The organism is Cutibacterium sp. 37298 (assembly GCF_023838685.1).
Lineage (GTDB): Bacteria > Actinomycetota > Actinomycetes > Propionibacteriales > Propionibacteriaceae > Cutibacterium > Cutibacterium acnes.
The window spans coordinates 1-14941 of record NZ_JAJNRJ010000001.1; the positions used below are offsets into that span (position 1 = coordinate 1).

Consider the following 14941-nt stretch of genomic DNA (forward strand, 5'->3'; position numbering starts at 1 on the left):
CCACCACAAAGGCACCACGATGACCACCCACAAAAACACACCCGAACAGCAATACCACCACGCACCCCTCAACGGCCTGGCCATCGGCACCATCGTCGGAGCCGTCTGGGCTATGGTATTTTTAATACTATACGTCAATTCATGGAAGGTGATAGACCTCAAGGAATATCCGTCTATCCTTATTATGTCGCTCATCTTTCCCCTAGTAGGGTGGCTCACGGGCTTATGGGAAAGAAGAGTGTACGCATGTGATGACCCAAAGAAACGCAGACGCAGAGCCAAGATTATTGGCGCTGCCATGGCAACCCTCACCGGTGTATTCATGTTTTTTCTCTCGGACCCTTTGGATATGATTTCCACTTTGAGCGGCAAGGAGATAGCGGCTCACGTGGTCCTTCTCATGGTATTTCCTCTCGCTGGCCTGGTTCTTAGTATTATCGGAATTAGACTCAAAAACAGCAGTGCTTCATTTATCCCCAGCATGAGCATTGTTACAGTAATCACAATATTTATTGCTGCGGTGTTTTGGTTCCACTTGTACATACTTTTGTCAGTGTTTTTCTTTGAATTTTAATGGATATATTTATGTTGGCACAGGTCCTTACCAGTGGCAGTAGCCTTGGGAGTTATCCCAGCTGCGGTGGCTATAATGGTCCTAATTACTTCCGGGCATCAACTTCACAGCTGCCACAGAACCAGACCGGCTGACATTCCTCCACCATGAGATGGAAACAATGACCATTCACCAAAACAGACCCAAGGACCAATACCGCCACGCATCCCTCAACGGCCTCATCATCGGAGCCGTAGCCGGGGTTGCCTGGGCGGTTGAGTTTTTATTACCTTTTTTATTTCCATTGGGTAACTATTCGCGGAACGTCAGAATGGCACTTATCTCCTTGGTGCTACCTGTGATTGGATGGATAACTGGGGTACGGGGGCGGACAGTCCGCAACTGTACCACGCCAGCAAAGAAGAAAGGCAGAGTCAAGATAATCGGCGTCGTCATGGCGGCTATAATAGGAATATTATTAGCAACCACTTACTATATTTTTGTTGCAGGTATAGGCACTTTTTATGTACCAGATAATTCTACCTTCAGTCGCAAAGCCTTCGTTATGTATCTGGCTCCATTATCTGTGTTTCTTGTCGCTGGATGGGGACTCGGTATCGCGAGAATCAACACTCCGCAACGATCGCCATTCAATAGTTTCGAAAATGAGTGCCTGGGTTGCCCTCGGCTTATACTTGTCTGTCGCCGCCTGGTTTGCAATTAGTCTTTTATTAGATTTCCTGTTCTTTTTCGAGATTCTAAAATACTTTTCCATAGTTTGTGAAATCTGGGAAAGATAGTCCATGACCGCGGGGTTCGTACTACACTCGTGAAAGAATAAAGGCACTGAACATCCATGAGCCCATAACCGGTAAGCAATACCACCGCTTATCTCACAACGGCGTTACCAATTTGGAGCTAGTATCGGATGTCTGTTCGGTCGCCAGCGAGAACCAGGCCAAGACCTGGACACCGTCCAACTTTCAAGTGGGAGACAACTTATGAGCATCCACACACAACACCACGGACGAGGAGCAATACCGCCGCGCACCCCTAACCACCGACACCATCGCCCAAGCCCTCTAGGTGGTTATGTTTTTGCCGCCTTTCTTATTTCCAATTGGCAACTACTCACGTAACCCCTGTTCGATCGGCTGTCGTGATCGTCCCGAATACTCTAGTGGGCACGCCACCCACTCTCCCCATACCCTCGACTCCATGAATGATGCCGTGCGCAGTGATTCCTCCCCAGTCCTCGCCGTCGACGCCGGACAGTCCAGCACCCGCGTGCGGTGCGAGCCAGGGCCATGGGGGCCGGGCTGGATCGTCACCTCGTCAGGGGTGCGCACCGCGCTCCCGCTAGCCCAGCAGTTTGCGACCATCATGCACGACGTCGCGACAGCTCACCCGGAGATCACCCAGTCCGAATGCACAGTAGCTATCGGATCATCGGGGGCCCGCGACGACGAGGACCCCATTCCCGTCTTGCACGCTCTCAAACCCTTCGGCGTCAGTCGAGTACTGCTCGCCCACGACTCCATCACCTCTTACCTCGGTGCTCTCGGTGACCAACTGGGCGTCGTTACAGCGTCGGGCACCGGAGTCATCACTCTGGCCGTAGGCCGCCACAACGTGGCCCGAGTCGACGGCTGGGGGTACATCATCGGCGATGCCGGATCAGCCTTCTGGCTGGGCCGTCATGGTCTGGATGCTGTCATGCGCGCCCACGATGGTCGCGGCGAGCCGACAGTCCTTAGCCACACCATCGGCAACGACTTTGACGACATCGAGGCTGCCTACCTGGAACTCCATGCCGACCCGCTCATGGTCTCACGGATCGCGGCCTACTCAGCCACAGTCACCGCCGCAGCCGAAGAAGGGGACCACGTCTCCCGTGATATCTGCGTGCACGCAGCCCATGAGCTAGCCCACTCCACCGTTACCGGTCTGCGCCAGACCGAACTCACCGACGCCGACAGCCCCGCCGTCGGTCTACTGGGCGGGGTTATGAAGTCTCAGCTCATCCATGCCGCGATTACCAGGGACATCTCTGCGGCAATGCCGGGAGCGCGAATCGTCGAGCCTCTCGGCGAGGGACTCGACGGCGCCGCTGCCCTACCAACCGTCAGCCCCGAGTCCCCGCTCGGCCAGCGCATCCACGTCACCCAGTGAGCCACAACACCGCAGAATCCTGACGGCGGGGTGGACCATGAGGACCACCCCGCCGCACGTCTCCAGGACGAACACCGCTACAGCTGGGCGGACAAGAATGTCATCAACGATCGAAAGAATCCCAGCCCGTCGGTCCCGGCGCCGGTGAGCTCCTCTACAGAATGCTCCGGGTGCGGCATGAGCCCGACCACGTTGCCCGCCTCATTAGTGATGCCAGCGATGTCGTGAACCGACCCATTCGGATTAGCGGTGTAGCGGAAGACGACCCGATTATTGGCCTCCAGCGCAGCCACGGTTGCAGCGTCCGCCACATAGTTACCCTCGCCGTGCTTAGCAGCAATATGAATGCGCTCACTGGGACGGAAGTCGCAGGTCCACACGGTGTCCACGCTGGCAACTTGAAGCTGCTGCACCGAACAGTGGAAGCGTCGTTTCTCGTTACGCATCAGAGTGCCAGGCAACAGATGGGATTCACACAGAACCTGAAACCCGTTGCAGATACCGAGCACTGGCAGGCCCCCATCGGCAGCTCTGCGAATAGACGACATCACCGGCGAGGCAGCAGCCAAAGCTCCTGCACGCAGGTAATCACCATAAGAGAAGCCTCCCGGAAGGATGACGGCATCGACCCCAGCCAGATCGGTCGAGGCGTACCACAGCGACACAGGCTCAGCCCCGGCCAGACGAACGGCCCGCGCTGCGTCCTGGTCGTCGAGAGTGCCAGGGAAGGTGACGACTCCAATGCGCACCATCGTCAGTCCTCCACGTGCACGTCGAAGGATTCAATGACGGTGTTGGCCAACAGCTCAGAGGCCACCTGACGGATCTCGTCGAGACGATCTTCCAAACCCTCACCAGTGATCTCGAAACGCTTACCCTGGCGCACCGTCAAGCCGTCATGGCCAAGCCGAGCGAGCACCGACGTGATGGCCTTGCCCTGGGGATCCAGGATTTCGGGTTTCGGCATGACCTCCACCACTACACGTGACATAGCCCCAATCTTATCGGCACTACAGGACTCCGACTCGCCAGGAACGTCGAGGGCCACCGGTGCAGCGTCCCCGAACTCCCCGGAAACGCTATCCGTCCGCGAAGCCCTCGCGTGCTTGTCATCGTCGGCCTCATTGTGAGGCGTCTCATCGCTGACCTCATCAGACACTTGCCCGCCAGTCAGACGTGCCCAGGCCTCCTCATAACGCCGACTGGTGGCCTTGACGACCTCCTCTGGGAGGGCAGGCGGCTCCTGGTCACTAGCGCGATCCCAACCGGACTCATTCGCGAGCCAATCGCGCACATATTGCTTATCGAAGGAATCTGCTCCCTTGCCGGGCCGCCACGTCTCGGCGTCCCAGAATCGCGAAGAATCAGGGGTAAGCACCTCGTCGGCTAGCACGATGGTGCCGTCAGCACGACGCCCGAATTCAAACTTGGTATCGGCCAGGAGGATGCCTCGCTTCCGAGCGATCTCCTCTGCACGCTGGTAGACCCGCAGCGAAAGGTCATGCAGCTGCGCTGCAACATCGGGACCGACGAGTTCTACCAGGCGTAGATAGTCGATGTTCTCGTCATGCTCTCCCTGCGGGGCCTTAATTGCCGGGGTGAAAATAGGCTCTTCGAGCCGGGATCCGTTCTGCAGTCCCTCGGGAAGGCGGATTCCGCACACGGCCTGGTTGCGCTGATATTCGGCCCACCCTGAACCGGTGAGGTAGCCCCGCACGACGCATTCGACCGGGAACATGTCGAGTTCCTCAACGACCATGGCGCGCCCTGCGACCTCGGCGGGGACATCCACGCTCACGAGATGGTTATCGACGATGTCGGCCAACTGGTCGAACCACCACAAGGACATATTCGTCAAGATGGCTCCCTTGCCGGGAACATCGGGGGTCAGGACGTGGTCGTAGGCGCTAATCCGGTCAGTAGCGACCATAAGCAGGCGGCCCGGCTGATCGGGAAGACGATAGAGGCGTCGGACCTTGCCCTCAGCCAGCAATGGAAAATCGAGGTGCGAAGTGACCATGGGGGCATCATGCCACGGGTGCGGGCCCTGGCGACACAGAGAGTCCCGAGTTCATGATCTTTATAGCTATTGACTATAGATACTGGTTTAGTGATAGCCGTGATCTATCACATCGTCGACGAGAAAGGACACCCATGAGTCTCATCAACACCAAGATCCTTCCGTTCAAGGCCAACGCTTTCCGCAACGGGGACTTCATCGAGGTCTCCGATTCCGACATCAACGGCAAGTGGGCCGTGTTCTTCTTTTACCCCGGTGACTTCACCTTCGTCTGCCCCACCGAGTTGGGCGACCTCGCCGACCACTATGAGGAACTGCAGGCCATGGGGGTCGAGGTGTTCTCGGTGTCCACCGATTCGCACTTCGTGCACAAAGCGTGGCATGCCGACTCCGACACCGTCGGCAAGGTGAACTACACGATGATCGGCGACCCGAACCTGCAGCTGACCCGCAACTTCGACGTCGAGCGCGAGGGTGCCGGACAGGCCGATCGCGCCACCTTCCTCGTCGACCCTGACGGCATCATTCAGTTCTACGAGCTCACCGCTGAAGGAATTGGACGTAATGCCACCGAGCTAGTCCGCAAGGTTAAGGCCGCCCAATACATCTACACCCACCCAGGCGAGGTGTGCCCCGCCAAGTGGGAAGAAGGCGATGAGACCCTCGCCCCGTCGATCGACCTCGTCGGCAAGATCTGAGTTCCGACCCGAGCATCTGCTGCAGGGGCACTCGTCCCTGCAGCGGATCCCCAGACCGGTACCCTTCCCTCCCCCCTCACCCCTTCAGGAAAACCATGCTTGATAACGCCCTGACCACTCAGCTCAAGACCTACCTCGAGATGGTGCGCGAACCGATCGTCCTGGTGCCTTCCCCATACCGGGGTGACGACGCCGCCAAGTCGTCAAAGTCGGCTCACATGGACGAGCTTCTATCCGAGATCGCCGCCTTATCTGACCAAGTGAGCGTCGGTGAGCCCGTCGACAATGAGCGCACCCCCTCCTTTGCCATCACCCGCCCCGGAATCCCCATCGACGTCCGCTTTGCGGGCCTGCCGATGGGTCACGAATTCACCTCCCTCGTGCTGGCCCTGCTGCAGGTAGGTGGACACCCCGTCAAGGAGGAGCAGTCCCTCATCGACGCCGTGCGCGCAGTCAAAGGTGAGCACCACTTCGTCACCTACATGTCACTAACCTGCCAAAATTGCCCGACGGTAGTGCAGGCCCTCAACGCAATGGCCGTCCTCAACCCGAATATTCACCACACCGCCGTTGACGGTGGCACCCACACCGATGAGGTAGAAGCCAAAGGAATCGCCTCGGTGCCGGCCATCTACCTGGACGGCGAGGACTGGGGCTCCGGGCGCATGGACATGGCCGAAATCCTCGAGCGTCTCGACGCCGACGCCGCCCAGGGAGCCAAGGAAGACCTCTCGCAGCGCGACCCCTACGACGTGCTCGTCGTAGGGGCGGGTCCCGCCGGTGCCGCGGCCGCCGTGTACACGGCTCGTAAGGGCATTCGCACCGCCATGGTCGGGTCTCGGATCGGCGGCCAGGTACTCGATACCGAGGCCATCGACAACCTCATCTCGGTGCCGCACACCACCGGTCCGCGTCTGGCCGACGCCCTCCGCAGCCACGTCAACGACTACAACATTGACGTTATTGAGCGTCAGACCGCCAGCGCCATAGAGACCACCGGCGGTATGACCACCGTGCATCTGACCGACGGCGACCTGCGGGCGCGCTCAGTCATCGTGGCCACCGGTGCCCGCTGGCGCAACCTTGGCGTACCTGGCGAGGAGGAATACCGCACCAAGGGTGTGACCTACTGCCCGCACTGCGATGGCCCGCTATTCACAGGCAAAAAGGTGGCCGTCGTCGGAGGTGGAAACTCCGGTATTGAGGCCGCTATCGACCTCGCCGGCGTCGTCGACCACGTCACCGTCGTGGAGTTCCTCGACGCCCTCAAGGCTGACGACGTACTACTACGCACCCTGAACTCACTACCGAACGTCGACGTCATCACCTCGGCCCGCACCACCCAGATCCTCGGCGACGGATCCAAGGTGACCGGTCTGGAGTACGAGGACCGCACCAGCGGCGACGTTAAGACCATCGAGCTAGCAGGTGTGTTTGTCCAAATCGGTCTGCTACCCAACACCGAATGGCTCGAAGGTGCCCTGGAGCGCAACCAGCGGGGAGAAATCGTCATCGACGAGCGTGGCACCACCTCAGCCCCCGGCGTTTTCGCCGCCGGTGACTGCACCACTCAGCCGTACAAGCAGATCATCATCTCGATGGGGGCCGGCGCCACCGCTGCTCTGGGCGCCTTCGACCACCTCATCCGTCAAAATCCGACACAGAACTGAGGCCGTGTGAACCTTCATGATCTGCGGTATTTCGTCGCCCTGGCCGAAGAACACCACTTCGGCCGGGCTGCGGCGTCATGCGGTGTCAGCCAGCCCACCCTCTCAACTCAAATCCACCGGCTCGAGAACGAGCTCGGCGTGGTGCTGGCCGTTAGGGTGGGACGACGCATCGAGATCACCCCAGTGGGGGAACGCATCGCCCAAGCTGCCCGTGACATGTTGGTGCTATCCGACGACATCCGGACCATGGCGCGGGAGGAAGCCGACCGGATGACCCTCCAGCTGAGGGTCGGGGTATTCCCCACCTTAGGGCCGTTCGTGTTGCCTCAGGTGATCGCCCGATGTGACCAGCACGATCCTGGCGTGAACATCCATATCGTCGAGAAGCGCACGGCAGAGCTGTTGGAGGCGATCCGCAACGGACAGTTAGACGTCGCCGCAGTGGCAGCCCCCGTTAGTGATGACTCTTTGGTGACTATTCCCGTTTTTCGGGAGGAGTTCTTGCTCGTGACGGGGGCTGACGATGAGTTGGCCCGTGAGGAAGGACCAATCGATCCGCACGACGTTCCCACCGAAGGGCTCATCCTCATGTCGGAGGGGCACTGTCTAAGAGACCAGGTGCTTGAGGTGTGCAGCCCGTCTCATCCACTGCCTCCCGCCACCCTCACGGCGGGATCCCTCGAGACGCTCCGCGAACTCGTATCGGTGGGCGCCGGTCGAACCCTTATGCCGCGCAGTGCGATCTCAGCACCACTTCATGCGGACCCGCGCATCGTGGTGCGGGAATTCACCCACCCCAGACCCCACCGCGACATCGTGGTGGCTGGCAGACCGGCCACAATGCACCGTCCGGCGGTGCAGACCCTGACCACCATCCTGCGGCAGCTACCAGGTGACGTCGTCGAGCCTCTCGGCGTTGCCGGAGCATCGTTGTGCTCTCACGGGATGTGATGACAACGTGGTGCGTGCCCCAGCACGATCACCTCACAACACCAGACCAGGCAGGTAGTTGGCAGCCTTCGGGTATTCCCGAACAATGTCCTCCACCTTGGCGCACAGCGCCTCGACCTGATCCTGGGCGCCACCAGTGAGATCCAGCGGAGAGGACACCAAACCACGTAGCTGCTCCTTGGTGAGCGGGATGCGCGGATCGGCGGCCAGACGGGCGAAAAGGTCGTTACCAGTGCGACCGGTTTCGCGCATGTCGAGGGCCACGGCTACGGCGTGTTCCTTGATGGCCTCATGGGCGTCCTCCCGACCGACGCCAGCACGCACACAAGCCATAAGGACCTTAGTAGTCGTCAGGAAGGGCAGGTAGCGCTCAAGCTCAGCCTCGATGACGGCGGGGAACGCCCCGAAGTCGCCAAGGATCGTCAAAAAGGTCTCGAAAGCACCATCGATGGCATAGAAGGAATCGGGCAGCGCCACACGACGCACCACCGAGCAGGACACGTCACCCTCGTTCCACTGCACTCCCGCCAGACCGGTGGCCATAGTCAAATAGCCACGTAACACAACAAGGAAGCCGTTGACCCGCTCGCAGGAACGAGCATTCATCTTGTGCGGCATCGCCGAGGAACCCACCTGGCCGGGCTTGAACCCCTCGGTGACAAGTTCGTTACCGGCCATAAGGCGGATAGACGTCGCCAGGTTAGACGGGCCTGACAGCACCTGCACCAGAGTTGACATGACCTCAAAGTCCAAGGACCTCGGGTAGATCTGACCGGTCGAAGTGAGCACCTGGTTAAACCCCAGATGATCAGCAACGCGATGCTCAAGATCGTCAAGCTTGGACTCATCACCGCCAAGCAGGTCAAGCATGTCCTGGGCAGTTCCCATCGGGCCCTTGATACCACGAGCCGGGTAGCGCTCAATGAGCTCGTTGACGTGATCCCATGCCACCAGCATCTCATCGATAGCGGTGGCAAACCGCTTGCCCAGGGTCGTCACCTGGGCGGCAACATTGTGAGAGCGTCCAGCAATGGCTTGATCGGAGAATTGAGCGGCCAGGCGCGACAGCTGGTTGAGCGTGGCAACCATTTTGTCGCGCACTAGCCGCAGCGACTCCAGCACCTGCATCTGCTCAATGTTTTCGGTGAGGTCACGGCTCGTCATGCCCTTGTGAATGTGCTCATGCCCGGCCAGGGCGTTGAACTCCTCAATCCTGGCCTTGACGTCATGACGAGTAATCGCCTCCCGCTCGGCGATCGAGTCAAGGTCGACGTCATCGAGAACCGCCTGGTAGTCGGCCAACACCTGTTCGGGATCGTCGCCACCAAAGCTCACACCGAGATCGGCTTGAGCTTCCATGACGGTCAGCCAGAGTCTGCGCTCGGCACGGATTTTGTTTTCCGGCGTCCAGATGGAACGCATGGCCGCGGAGGCATAACGGGTGGCAAGGATATTGGGTACGCTCATGAAGACTCCCCGTCGGTCAGGTTAGTGGAATTCTCGGACTGCGGTGCGGGTCCGTCAGCCATTTCGTCAACGGCCTCGAGCTCGGCTGCATGGCGGGCAATGTCCGTGCGGTGGAACCCGTCACTAACCTCCAACTGGTCGATCCTGCGGTAGGCGTCAGCGCGGGCTCCGGCCAGAGTTTCGCCGTGGCCGAGCACGACGAGAACGCGGCCACCACTGGTAACTAGGCCGTCCCCTTCGATACGAGTCCCAGCGTGCAAAACGTCCTCGTCGTCAACCGGGGCGACGACCCGGCGCCCTTTCGCCGGGCAAGCGGGATAACCCTCGCTGGCCATCACGACGCCGACGGCTGCGCCACAACGGAAGCGAAGACCGTCAACGCCGGACAGGTCTCCACGAGCCGCGGCAGCCATGATCTGGGCCATAGGTGACTCCACCATACTCAGTAGTGGCTCAGTCTCGGGATCGCCGAATCGCACGTTGAACTCAACGACTTTGGGACCAGCAGAAGTGAGCGCCAACCCCACGTAAAGCAGGCCGACGAATGGGGTACCGCGATCCGCCATGGCCCTCAGGGTTGGCGAGATGATGGTAGTCGACACCGTCTCGACGAGATCGTCTGGGGCCCACGGCAACGGGGTGTAGGCACCCATGCCACCGGTGTTCGGACCAACTCCCCCATCCCCGACCCGCTTAAAGTCCTGGGCCGGCTGCATCGGAAGGGCACGGGTGCCATCACAGATAGCAAAAAGACTTACCTCCGGGCCGTCAAGGTACTCCTCAACGACCACCCGGTGATCGGACTCGAAACACCGTTCGGCATGAGCGAGGGCCATGGCGCGATCTTGTGTGACGACGACTCCCTTGCCTCCCGCCAAACCATCGTCCTTGACCACGTATGGTGGCCCGAACTCGTCAAGGGCAGCCAAGACGGAATTGGCATCGTCACAGGAACGGGAGGCTGCCGTCGGCACGCGGGCAGCAGCCATCACTTCCTTGGCGAAAGCCTTCGACCCTTCCAACTGGGCGACCTCGGCACTTGGACCGAAGCAGTCGATCCCGGACTCGCGCAGAGCATCGGCCACCCCGGCAACCAGCGGCGCCTCCGGGCCGACGACGACGAGGTCAGCTTCCAGGCCACGCGCCAAGGAGACAACGGCATCACAATCGCACGGATCCAACGGATGATTCGTGGCGAAGGATGCCGTCCCCGGGTTACCGGGAGCGACGTGGACGGCGGCAACCTCTGGGTCACGATGGCAGGCCAAGGCAAGGGCATGCTCGCGGCCACCGGACCCAAGGACGAGAACAGTCATGCTGGACACGGGGACTAGCCTAGAACCTACAGCGTCTATTCCCGTCAGCCGGGAGGAATCAGTCAATGAGGTCGTTGATCACGACTGACTCGTCGCGTCCAGCCCCCACGCCGATCCCGGAGACCCGAGTACCCACGAGCTCCTCTAGACGACGCACGTAAGCCTGACAGTTGCGCGGCAGATCATCGAAGGAACGTGCCGTAGAAATGTCTTCACTCCAGCCATCCAGGAACTCATAGACCGGCTTGGCGTGGTGCAAATCGGACTGGGTGACGGGCATAACGTCGGTACGCTCACCGTCAATGTCGTAGCCCACGCAGACCGGGATCCTCTCCCAACCTGTGAGCACGTCAAGCTTGGTGAGGAACAGGTCGGTCACCGAATTAATCATGACCGCCTGCTGCACTACCAGCGCGTCAAACCAGCCACAGCGACGCGGACGCTTGGTCGTGACACCGTACTCACCACCCTCACTGCGCAACCGCTCACCGTCATCGTCACAGAGCTCGGTCGGGAACGGACCTTCACCAACGCGAGTGGTGTACGCCTTAGCGATGCCAACAATGCGGTCGATGCGAGTCGGTCCAACGCCTGAACCAGTACACGCGCCCGCAGCGATCGGGTTAGACGAGGTGACATACGGATAAGTGCCGAAGTCAACGTCAAGATGATGGGCCTGGGCGCCCTCAAAAAGCACGACCTTGCCCTCGTCAAGGCCCTTGTTGAGAACTCGAGCCACGTCAACGACGTAGGGGCGGATGCGCTCGGCGTGGGCCAGCAGACCGTCGGCAACCTCGTCTGGATCGATAGCGCGACGGTTGTAGATCTTCACCAGGATCTGGTTCTTCTGGTCTAGAGAAGCCTCGACCTTCTGACGCAGGATCGACTCGTCGAAAAGATCCTGGACGCGAATACCCATCCGATTGATCTTGTCAGAGTAGGTCGGCCCGATGCCACGACCCGTGGTGCCGATACGTCGACTGCCAAGAAAACGCTCAGTGACCTTGTCGAGGGTCTGATGGTACGGGGTGATGAGGTGCGCATTGGCGCTGATGAGCGGGTGCGGAATGTCTACGCCGCGGCCGCGCAAGGTGTCGATCTCATCGGCCAGCACGTCAAGGTTGAGCACGACTCCGTTGCCGAGCACGGCCGTGGAGTTCGGGTTAAGGACCCCAGACGGAAGCAGGTGCATGAAGAACTTCTCGTCACCGACGACGACAGTGTGTCCAGCGTTATTGCCTCCCGAATACCGCACGCAATAGTCGACGCGTTCGGACATGAGATCGGTGGCCTTGCCCTTGCCCTCGTCACCCCATTGGGTACCCATGACGACGATTCCAGGCATGTGTTCCTCCATTTCCTCGCACCACTGTGCGGGTTGCCTCTGGTTGCATCGGCACATGCCGCTGTGCAACCAAGGACACTTTACGTGCCCATAACGACAATGGGCGCGCCGGCCCAGGCCGATCCGTTCCGCCCGCACCAGCCCAGGCCTTTTCGCCAGTAACGCCCTAGGCGACGGTTGCGCCACCGTCCGCCGGATCACCGGCGTCGTCAGCAGGCAGGACCGAGATCTCCATGAGATTCAGGCTGGCCCCCTCCAGCGGAAGGCGAGACGCGAGCGGGCCGAAGTGTGGGTCGCTGCGGTGACCGTCAAAATTGATGCGCTTGTAGCCGGCATCTTCGGCCCAGGTGATCACCGATGACATTGCTGAGGCGACGGCGTTGTCTCCAGCGGGGGTATCAGCCTGCACGGTTTCTGCCACCACGGTCGGGTTCTCGTCCACAAAAACGAAGGCCACCGCCGCGGGTTGACCATCAACAAGCGCTACTCGAGTGGCTTCGGAGTCGAGGTCTTCCAGCTCCTGACGCAGCGCCTCGTGGGCCGCCTCGCTGTCATCGACCGGGGACCATGATGCATGCATCCACACGTACATCTGCTCCCACAGCATCTCGAGCACGCCGGGGGCCAGGGTTGCGCCCGAGATGGCGCCGCCCGGGCCAAGGCTGACCTCCTCCAATACCTCAACCGCTCGTCCAAAATGACGGCGAGACAGCTCGAAGGGCGGACACGATGCGTACACCTCTCCACCCAAGGAAAAAATGAAACTCTCAGCGTCAGAACCAGCAATAGCCTTGGTCGCCAATGGTCGATCTACCCTCTGCTGGATCTGACGCACCAGCCGTGTACCGATCCGATGGTCCCGGGAGTCAGGATGGACCTCAACGTCGATAAATCGACGAGTACGGTGAACTACTGCCAACCACGAAACCGCATATCCGACGATTCGATTCTCGTATAGCGCAACCCTGGCGACGACATCCGGACGGTCGACGCGATCAATCAGAGAACCGGGTTCTCCAAAGGTGATCACCTTGACGTCCTCTGGCCGCATATCGCGGAAAACAACGTGCCCACTCATGTCACCCTCCTGGGTCTGGCGACGCCTCTGACGTCGCTACGTCTCCATTCTTCCGCCTTTTGCCACCTCACGTCACCCAAGCTGATTTTCTAGTGTCCTCATCATGACGTCCATGCCATGATTAACGGCATGTCAGATACGAACGATGCCGTCCACCTAGCCGATAATCTCAATCCGGCAGCTGAGCGGATGTTCAAGTGGATTCTCTCCTCAGACCTTGCCCCCGGGGACCCCATCCCGATCGAACAGGACCTCGCGACCCAGTTCGGGATGGCCCGTGGCACAGTGCGTGAAGCGGTGCGCGAATTGCGCGCCCTAGGAATCCTTAAGGTGCGTCGTGGACTGGGGACCTACCTGTCTACGGCATCTGCTTCGACGATCCGGCCCAGTCTTGTCTACCGGAGCGTCAAGCAGGTCACCAACGATGAAAGCGGCACCAAGGACTTCATCGGTCTGCGAGAGATGGTAGAGGTGCGGGCCCTTATGGAGTGCTCGCTGGTCACCGAGGTCACCGGCCGCATTAGCGTCGAGACCGGACGGGCCCTGCACGCCCTGGCGGCCCGGATGGATGACCCTAAAGACTCCGCCGCTGCGGACCGCCAGTTCCACCGACTGTTATACGCGGACATGGGCAATCAACTCGCCCGCGAGCTGATCGACGTCTTTTGGGACTCCCTCAATCTCGCTGGGCTGATGCTTCCACCAACCAATACGATGCCGGCCACCCGTCACGCCCACGACCTCATCGCCGACTGCGTAATCGGCCATGATCCACAGGCCAGCCGCGAGGCTATGTGGGACCACTTCGCCGCCATTCGGGAGAGGTTGGGAGGGGCACCCCGCACCTCCTGAAGAATGCACGCCACGCAACTTTGAAAAAGTCAGCCTGACCTGGCTAGCGGAGGATACGCGCCGGTGTGATACACCGAGAAACGTCCCGGCCTCGGCCTGGGAAAGGTGCTCGTCACGGACAAAGTCACCTCAGCGCGTCACGGAACCACCCAGTGATCGAGGTCGGATGGGTGATCGCGGTTCCTACCACGACGGCATGGGCTCCCAGGTCCATCGCACGGCGCGCTTGGTCCGGGGTGTGGATGCGTCCCTCAGCGATGACGGGACAGTCACCACTGAGCTTCTTGACAAGGGCTTCAATAACCTCATAGTCGGGCCCGTCGGTTTTGGGGCGCTCCCCGGTATAGCCGCACAGCGTCGTCCCGATGAGGTCGGCTCCCGCCTCAGCAGCGAACAATCCGTCGTCAACCGAGCCGCAATCGGCCATTACCACGACGTCGTACTCACGCTTGAGGTGTTCGATCGTCTCGGCCAGGCTCAACCCGTCGGCACGTTCACGTCGGGTGCCGTCGAGGGCAACGACGTCAGCCCCGGCAGCTGCCACGCAGCGTGCATGGCGCAGGGTCGGGGTGATGTAGATGCCCTCATCACCCTCCTTCCAGATACCAACCACTGGGACGCTCACGCGCCCCTTGACAGCGGAGACATCGGAGAGTCCCTGGGCACGCACCGCCACTGCTCCCCCGGCTTCGACCGCAGCCGCCATCTGGGCCATCGTCTCGGGATGACGCAGCGGCTCGCCCGGGTAAGCCTGGCAGGAGACCACAAGCCCTCCTGCCATAGAGGCAATGATCCGGTCGGTGAATCCGCTCATACTTG

General features: G+C 60.3%; 13 protein-coding genes. 6 read left to right on the forward strand and 7 right to left on the reverse strand.

The genetic code is table 11. The annotated features are described in order from the left end of the window. Positions 1-574, forward strand: a 574-nt coding sequence (locus tag LRP59_RS00005) for a chloride channel protein (RefSeq protein ID WP_252236795.1), incomplete at its 5' end; no start/stop codon positions are given. Between the two features lie 1197 nt (positions 575-1771). Further along, positions 1772-2725: an N-acetylglucosamine kinase gene (locus LRP59_RS00010; RefSeq protein WP_002520655.1), complete on the forward strand. Its 954-nt coding sequence runs from the start codon at positions 1772-1774 to the stop codon at positions 2723-2725. A 77-nt stretch (positions 2726-2802) separates the two neighbouring features. Here LRP59_RS00010 and purQ read toward each other — a convergent pair whose 3' ends face one another. Together purQ and LRP59_RS00020 are read right to left on the reverse strand one after the other, a co-directional pair. After that, a complete protein-coding gene (purQ, locus tag LRP59_RS00015) occupies positions 2803-3477 on the reverse strand; it encodes a phosphoribosylformylglycinamidine synthase subunit PurQ (protein WP_002514428.1) in 675 nt (224 codons plus the stop codon). Between the two features lie 2 nt (positions 3478-3479). Beyond that, positions 3480-4745, reverse strand: a complete 1266-nt coding sequence (locus LRP59_RS00020) for a phosphoribosylaminoimidazolesuccinocarboxamide synthase (protein WP_002514429.1) — start codon at positions 4743-4745, stop codon at positions 3480-3482. A 134-nt stretch (positions 4746-4879) separates the two neighbouring features. Here LRP59_RS00020 and ahpC point away from each other — a divergent pair, with 134 nt between their 5' ends. From ahpC to LRP59_RS00035, 3 genes are all read left to right on the forward strand, one after another. Further along, positions 4880-5443, forward strand: coding sequence for an alkyl hydroperoxide reductase subunit C (ahpC, locus tag LRP59_RS00025; RefSeq protein ID WP_002514430.1), 564 nt, complete (start codon positions 4880-4882; stop codon positions 5441-5443). A gap of 95 nt (positions 5444-5538) precedes the next feature. After that, positions 5539-7113: an alkyl hydroperoxide reductase subunit F gene (ahpF, locus tag LRP59_RS00030; RefSeq protein ID WP_002514431.1), complete on the forward strand. Its 1575-nt coding sequence runs from the start codon at positions 5539-5541 to the stop codon at positions 7111-7113. Positions 7114-7119: 6 nt separating this feature from the next. Then, positions 7120-8064: a hydrogen peroxide-inducible genes activator gene (locus LRP59_RS00035; protein WP_002514432.1), complete on the forward strand. Its 945-nt coding sequence runs from the start codon at positions 7120-7122 to the stop codon at positions 8062-8064. A gap of 33 nt (positions 8065-8097) precedes the next feature. Here LRP59_RS00035 and purB read toward each other — a convergent pair whose 3' ends face one another. The 4 genes from purB to LRP59_RS00055 form a co-directional block, all read right to left on the reverse strand. Next, on the reverse strand, positions 8098-9531 hold the full coding sequence (purB, locus tag LRP59_RS00040) for an adenylosuccinate lyase (RefSeq protein WP_002514433.1): 1434 nt from the start codon (positions 9529-9531) through the stop codon (positions 8098-8100). Then, positions 9528-10847, reverse strand: a complete 1320-nt coding sequence (gene purD / locus LRP59_RS00045; RefSeq protein ID WP_032499803.1) for a phosphoribosylamine--glycine ligase — start codon at positions 10845-10847, stop codon at positions 9528-9530. Before purD ends, purB begins: the two co-directional genes overlap by 4 nt. Before the next feature lie 58 nt (positions 10848-10905). Then, complete coding sequence (locus tag LRP59_RS00050; RefSeq protein WP_002520659.1) at positions 10906-12204, reverse strand: adenylosuccinate synthase; 1299 nt, start codon at positions 12202-12204, stop codon at positions 10906-10908. A 154-nt stretch (positions 12205-12358) separates the two neighbouring features. After that, a complete protein-coding gene (locus LRP59_RS00055) occupies positions 12359-13270 on the reverse strand; it encodes a GNAT family N-acetyltransferase (RefSeq protein WP_002514436.1) in 912 nt (303 codons plus the stop codon). 117 nt (positions 13271-13387) lie between these two features. Here LRP59_RS00055 and LRP59_RS00060 point away from each other — a divergent pair, with 117 nt between their 5' ends. Then, positions 13388-14122, forward strand: a complete 735-nt coding sequence (locus LRP59_RS00060) for a FadR/GntR family transcriptional regulator (RefSeq protein WP_002514437.1) — start codon at positions 13388-13390, stop codon at positions 14120-14122. 124 nt (positions 14123-14246) lie between these two features. Here the strand turns inward: LRP59_RS00060 and LRP59_RS00065 are convergent, their stop codons facing one another. Next, positions 14247-14936 carry an N-acetylmannosamine-6-phosphate 2-epimerase gene (locus LRP59_RS00065; RefSeq protein ID WP_002514438.1) on the reverse strand — a complete coding sequence of 230 codons (690 nt, stop codon included), beginning with the start codon at positions 14934-14936 and terminating at the stop codon, positions 14247-14249. Between the last annotated feature and the right edge of the window lie 5 nt (positions 14937-14941).

Excerpts from the sequence above, each read along its gene's own strand:
- LRP59_RS00050 (WP_002520659.1), bottom strand. The coding sequence starts at position 12,204 with ATGGAGGAACACATGCCTGGAATCGTCGTCATGGGTACCCAATGGGGT.
- purQ (WP_002514428.1), bottom strand. The coding sequence starts at position 3,477 with ATGGTGCGCATTGGAGTCGTCACCTTCCCTGGCACTCTCGACGACCAG.
- ahpC (WP_002514430.1), top strand. The coding sequence starts at position 4,880 with ATGAGTCTCATCAACACCAAGATCCTTCCGTTCAAGGCCAACGCTTTC.
- LRP59_RS00020 (WP_002514429.1), bottom strand. The coding sequence starts at position 4,745 with ATGGTCACTTCGCACCTCGATTTTCCATTGCTGGCTGAGGGCAAGGTC.
- LRP59_RS00010 (WP_002520655.1), top strand. The coding sequence starts at position 1,772 with ATGAATGATGCCGTGCGCAGTGATTCCTCCCCAGTCCTCGCCGTCGAC.
- LRP59_RS00055 (WP_002514436.1), bottom strand. The coding sequence starts at position 13,270 with ATGAGTGGGCACGTTGTTTTCCGCGATATGCGGCCAGAGGACGTCAAG.
- LRP59_RS00060 (WP_002514437.1), top strand. The coding sequence starts at position 13,388 with ATGATTAACGGCATGTCAGATACGAACGATGCCGTCCACCTAGCCGAT.
- ahpF (WP_002514431.1), top strand. The coding sequence starts at position 5,539 with ATGCTTGATAACGCCCTGACCACTCAGCTCAAGACCTACCTCGAGATG.
- LRP59_RS00065 (WP_002514438.1), bottom strand. The coding sequence starts at position 14,936 with ATGAGCGGATTCACCGACCGGATCATTGCCTCTATGGCAGGAGGGCTT.
- purD (WP_032499803.1), bottom strand. The coding sequence starts at position 10,847 with ATGACTGTTCTCGTCCTTGGGTCCGGTGGCCGCGAGCATGCCCTTGCC.
- purB (WP_002514433.1), bottom strand. The coding sequence starts at position 9,531 with ATGAGCGTACCCAATATCCTTGCCACCCGTTATGCCTCCGCGGCCATG.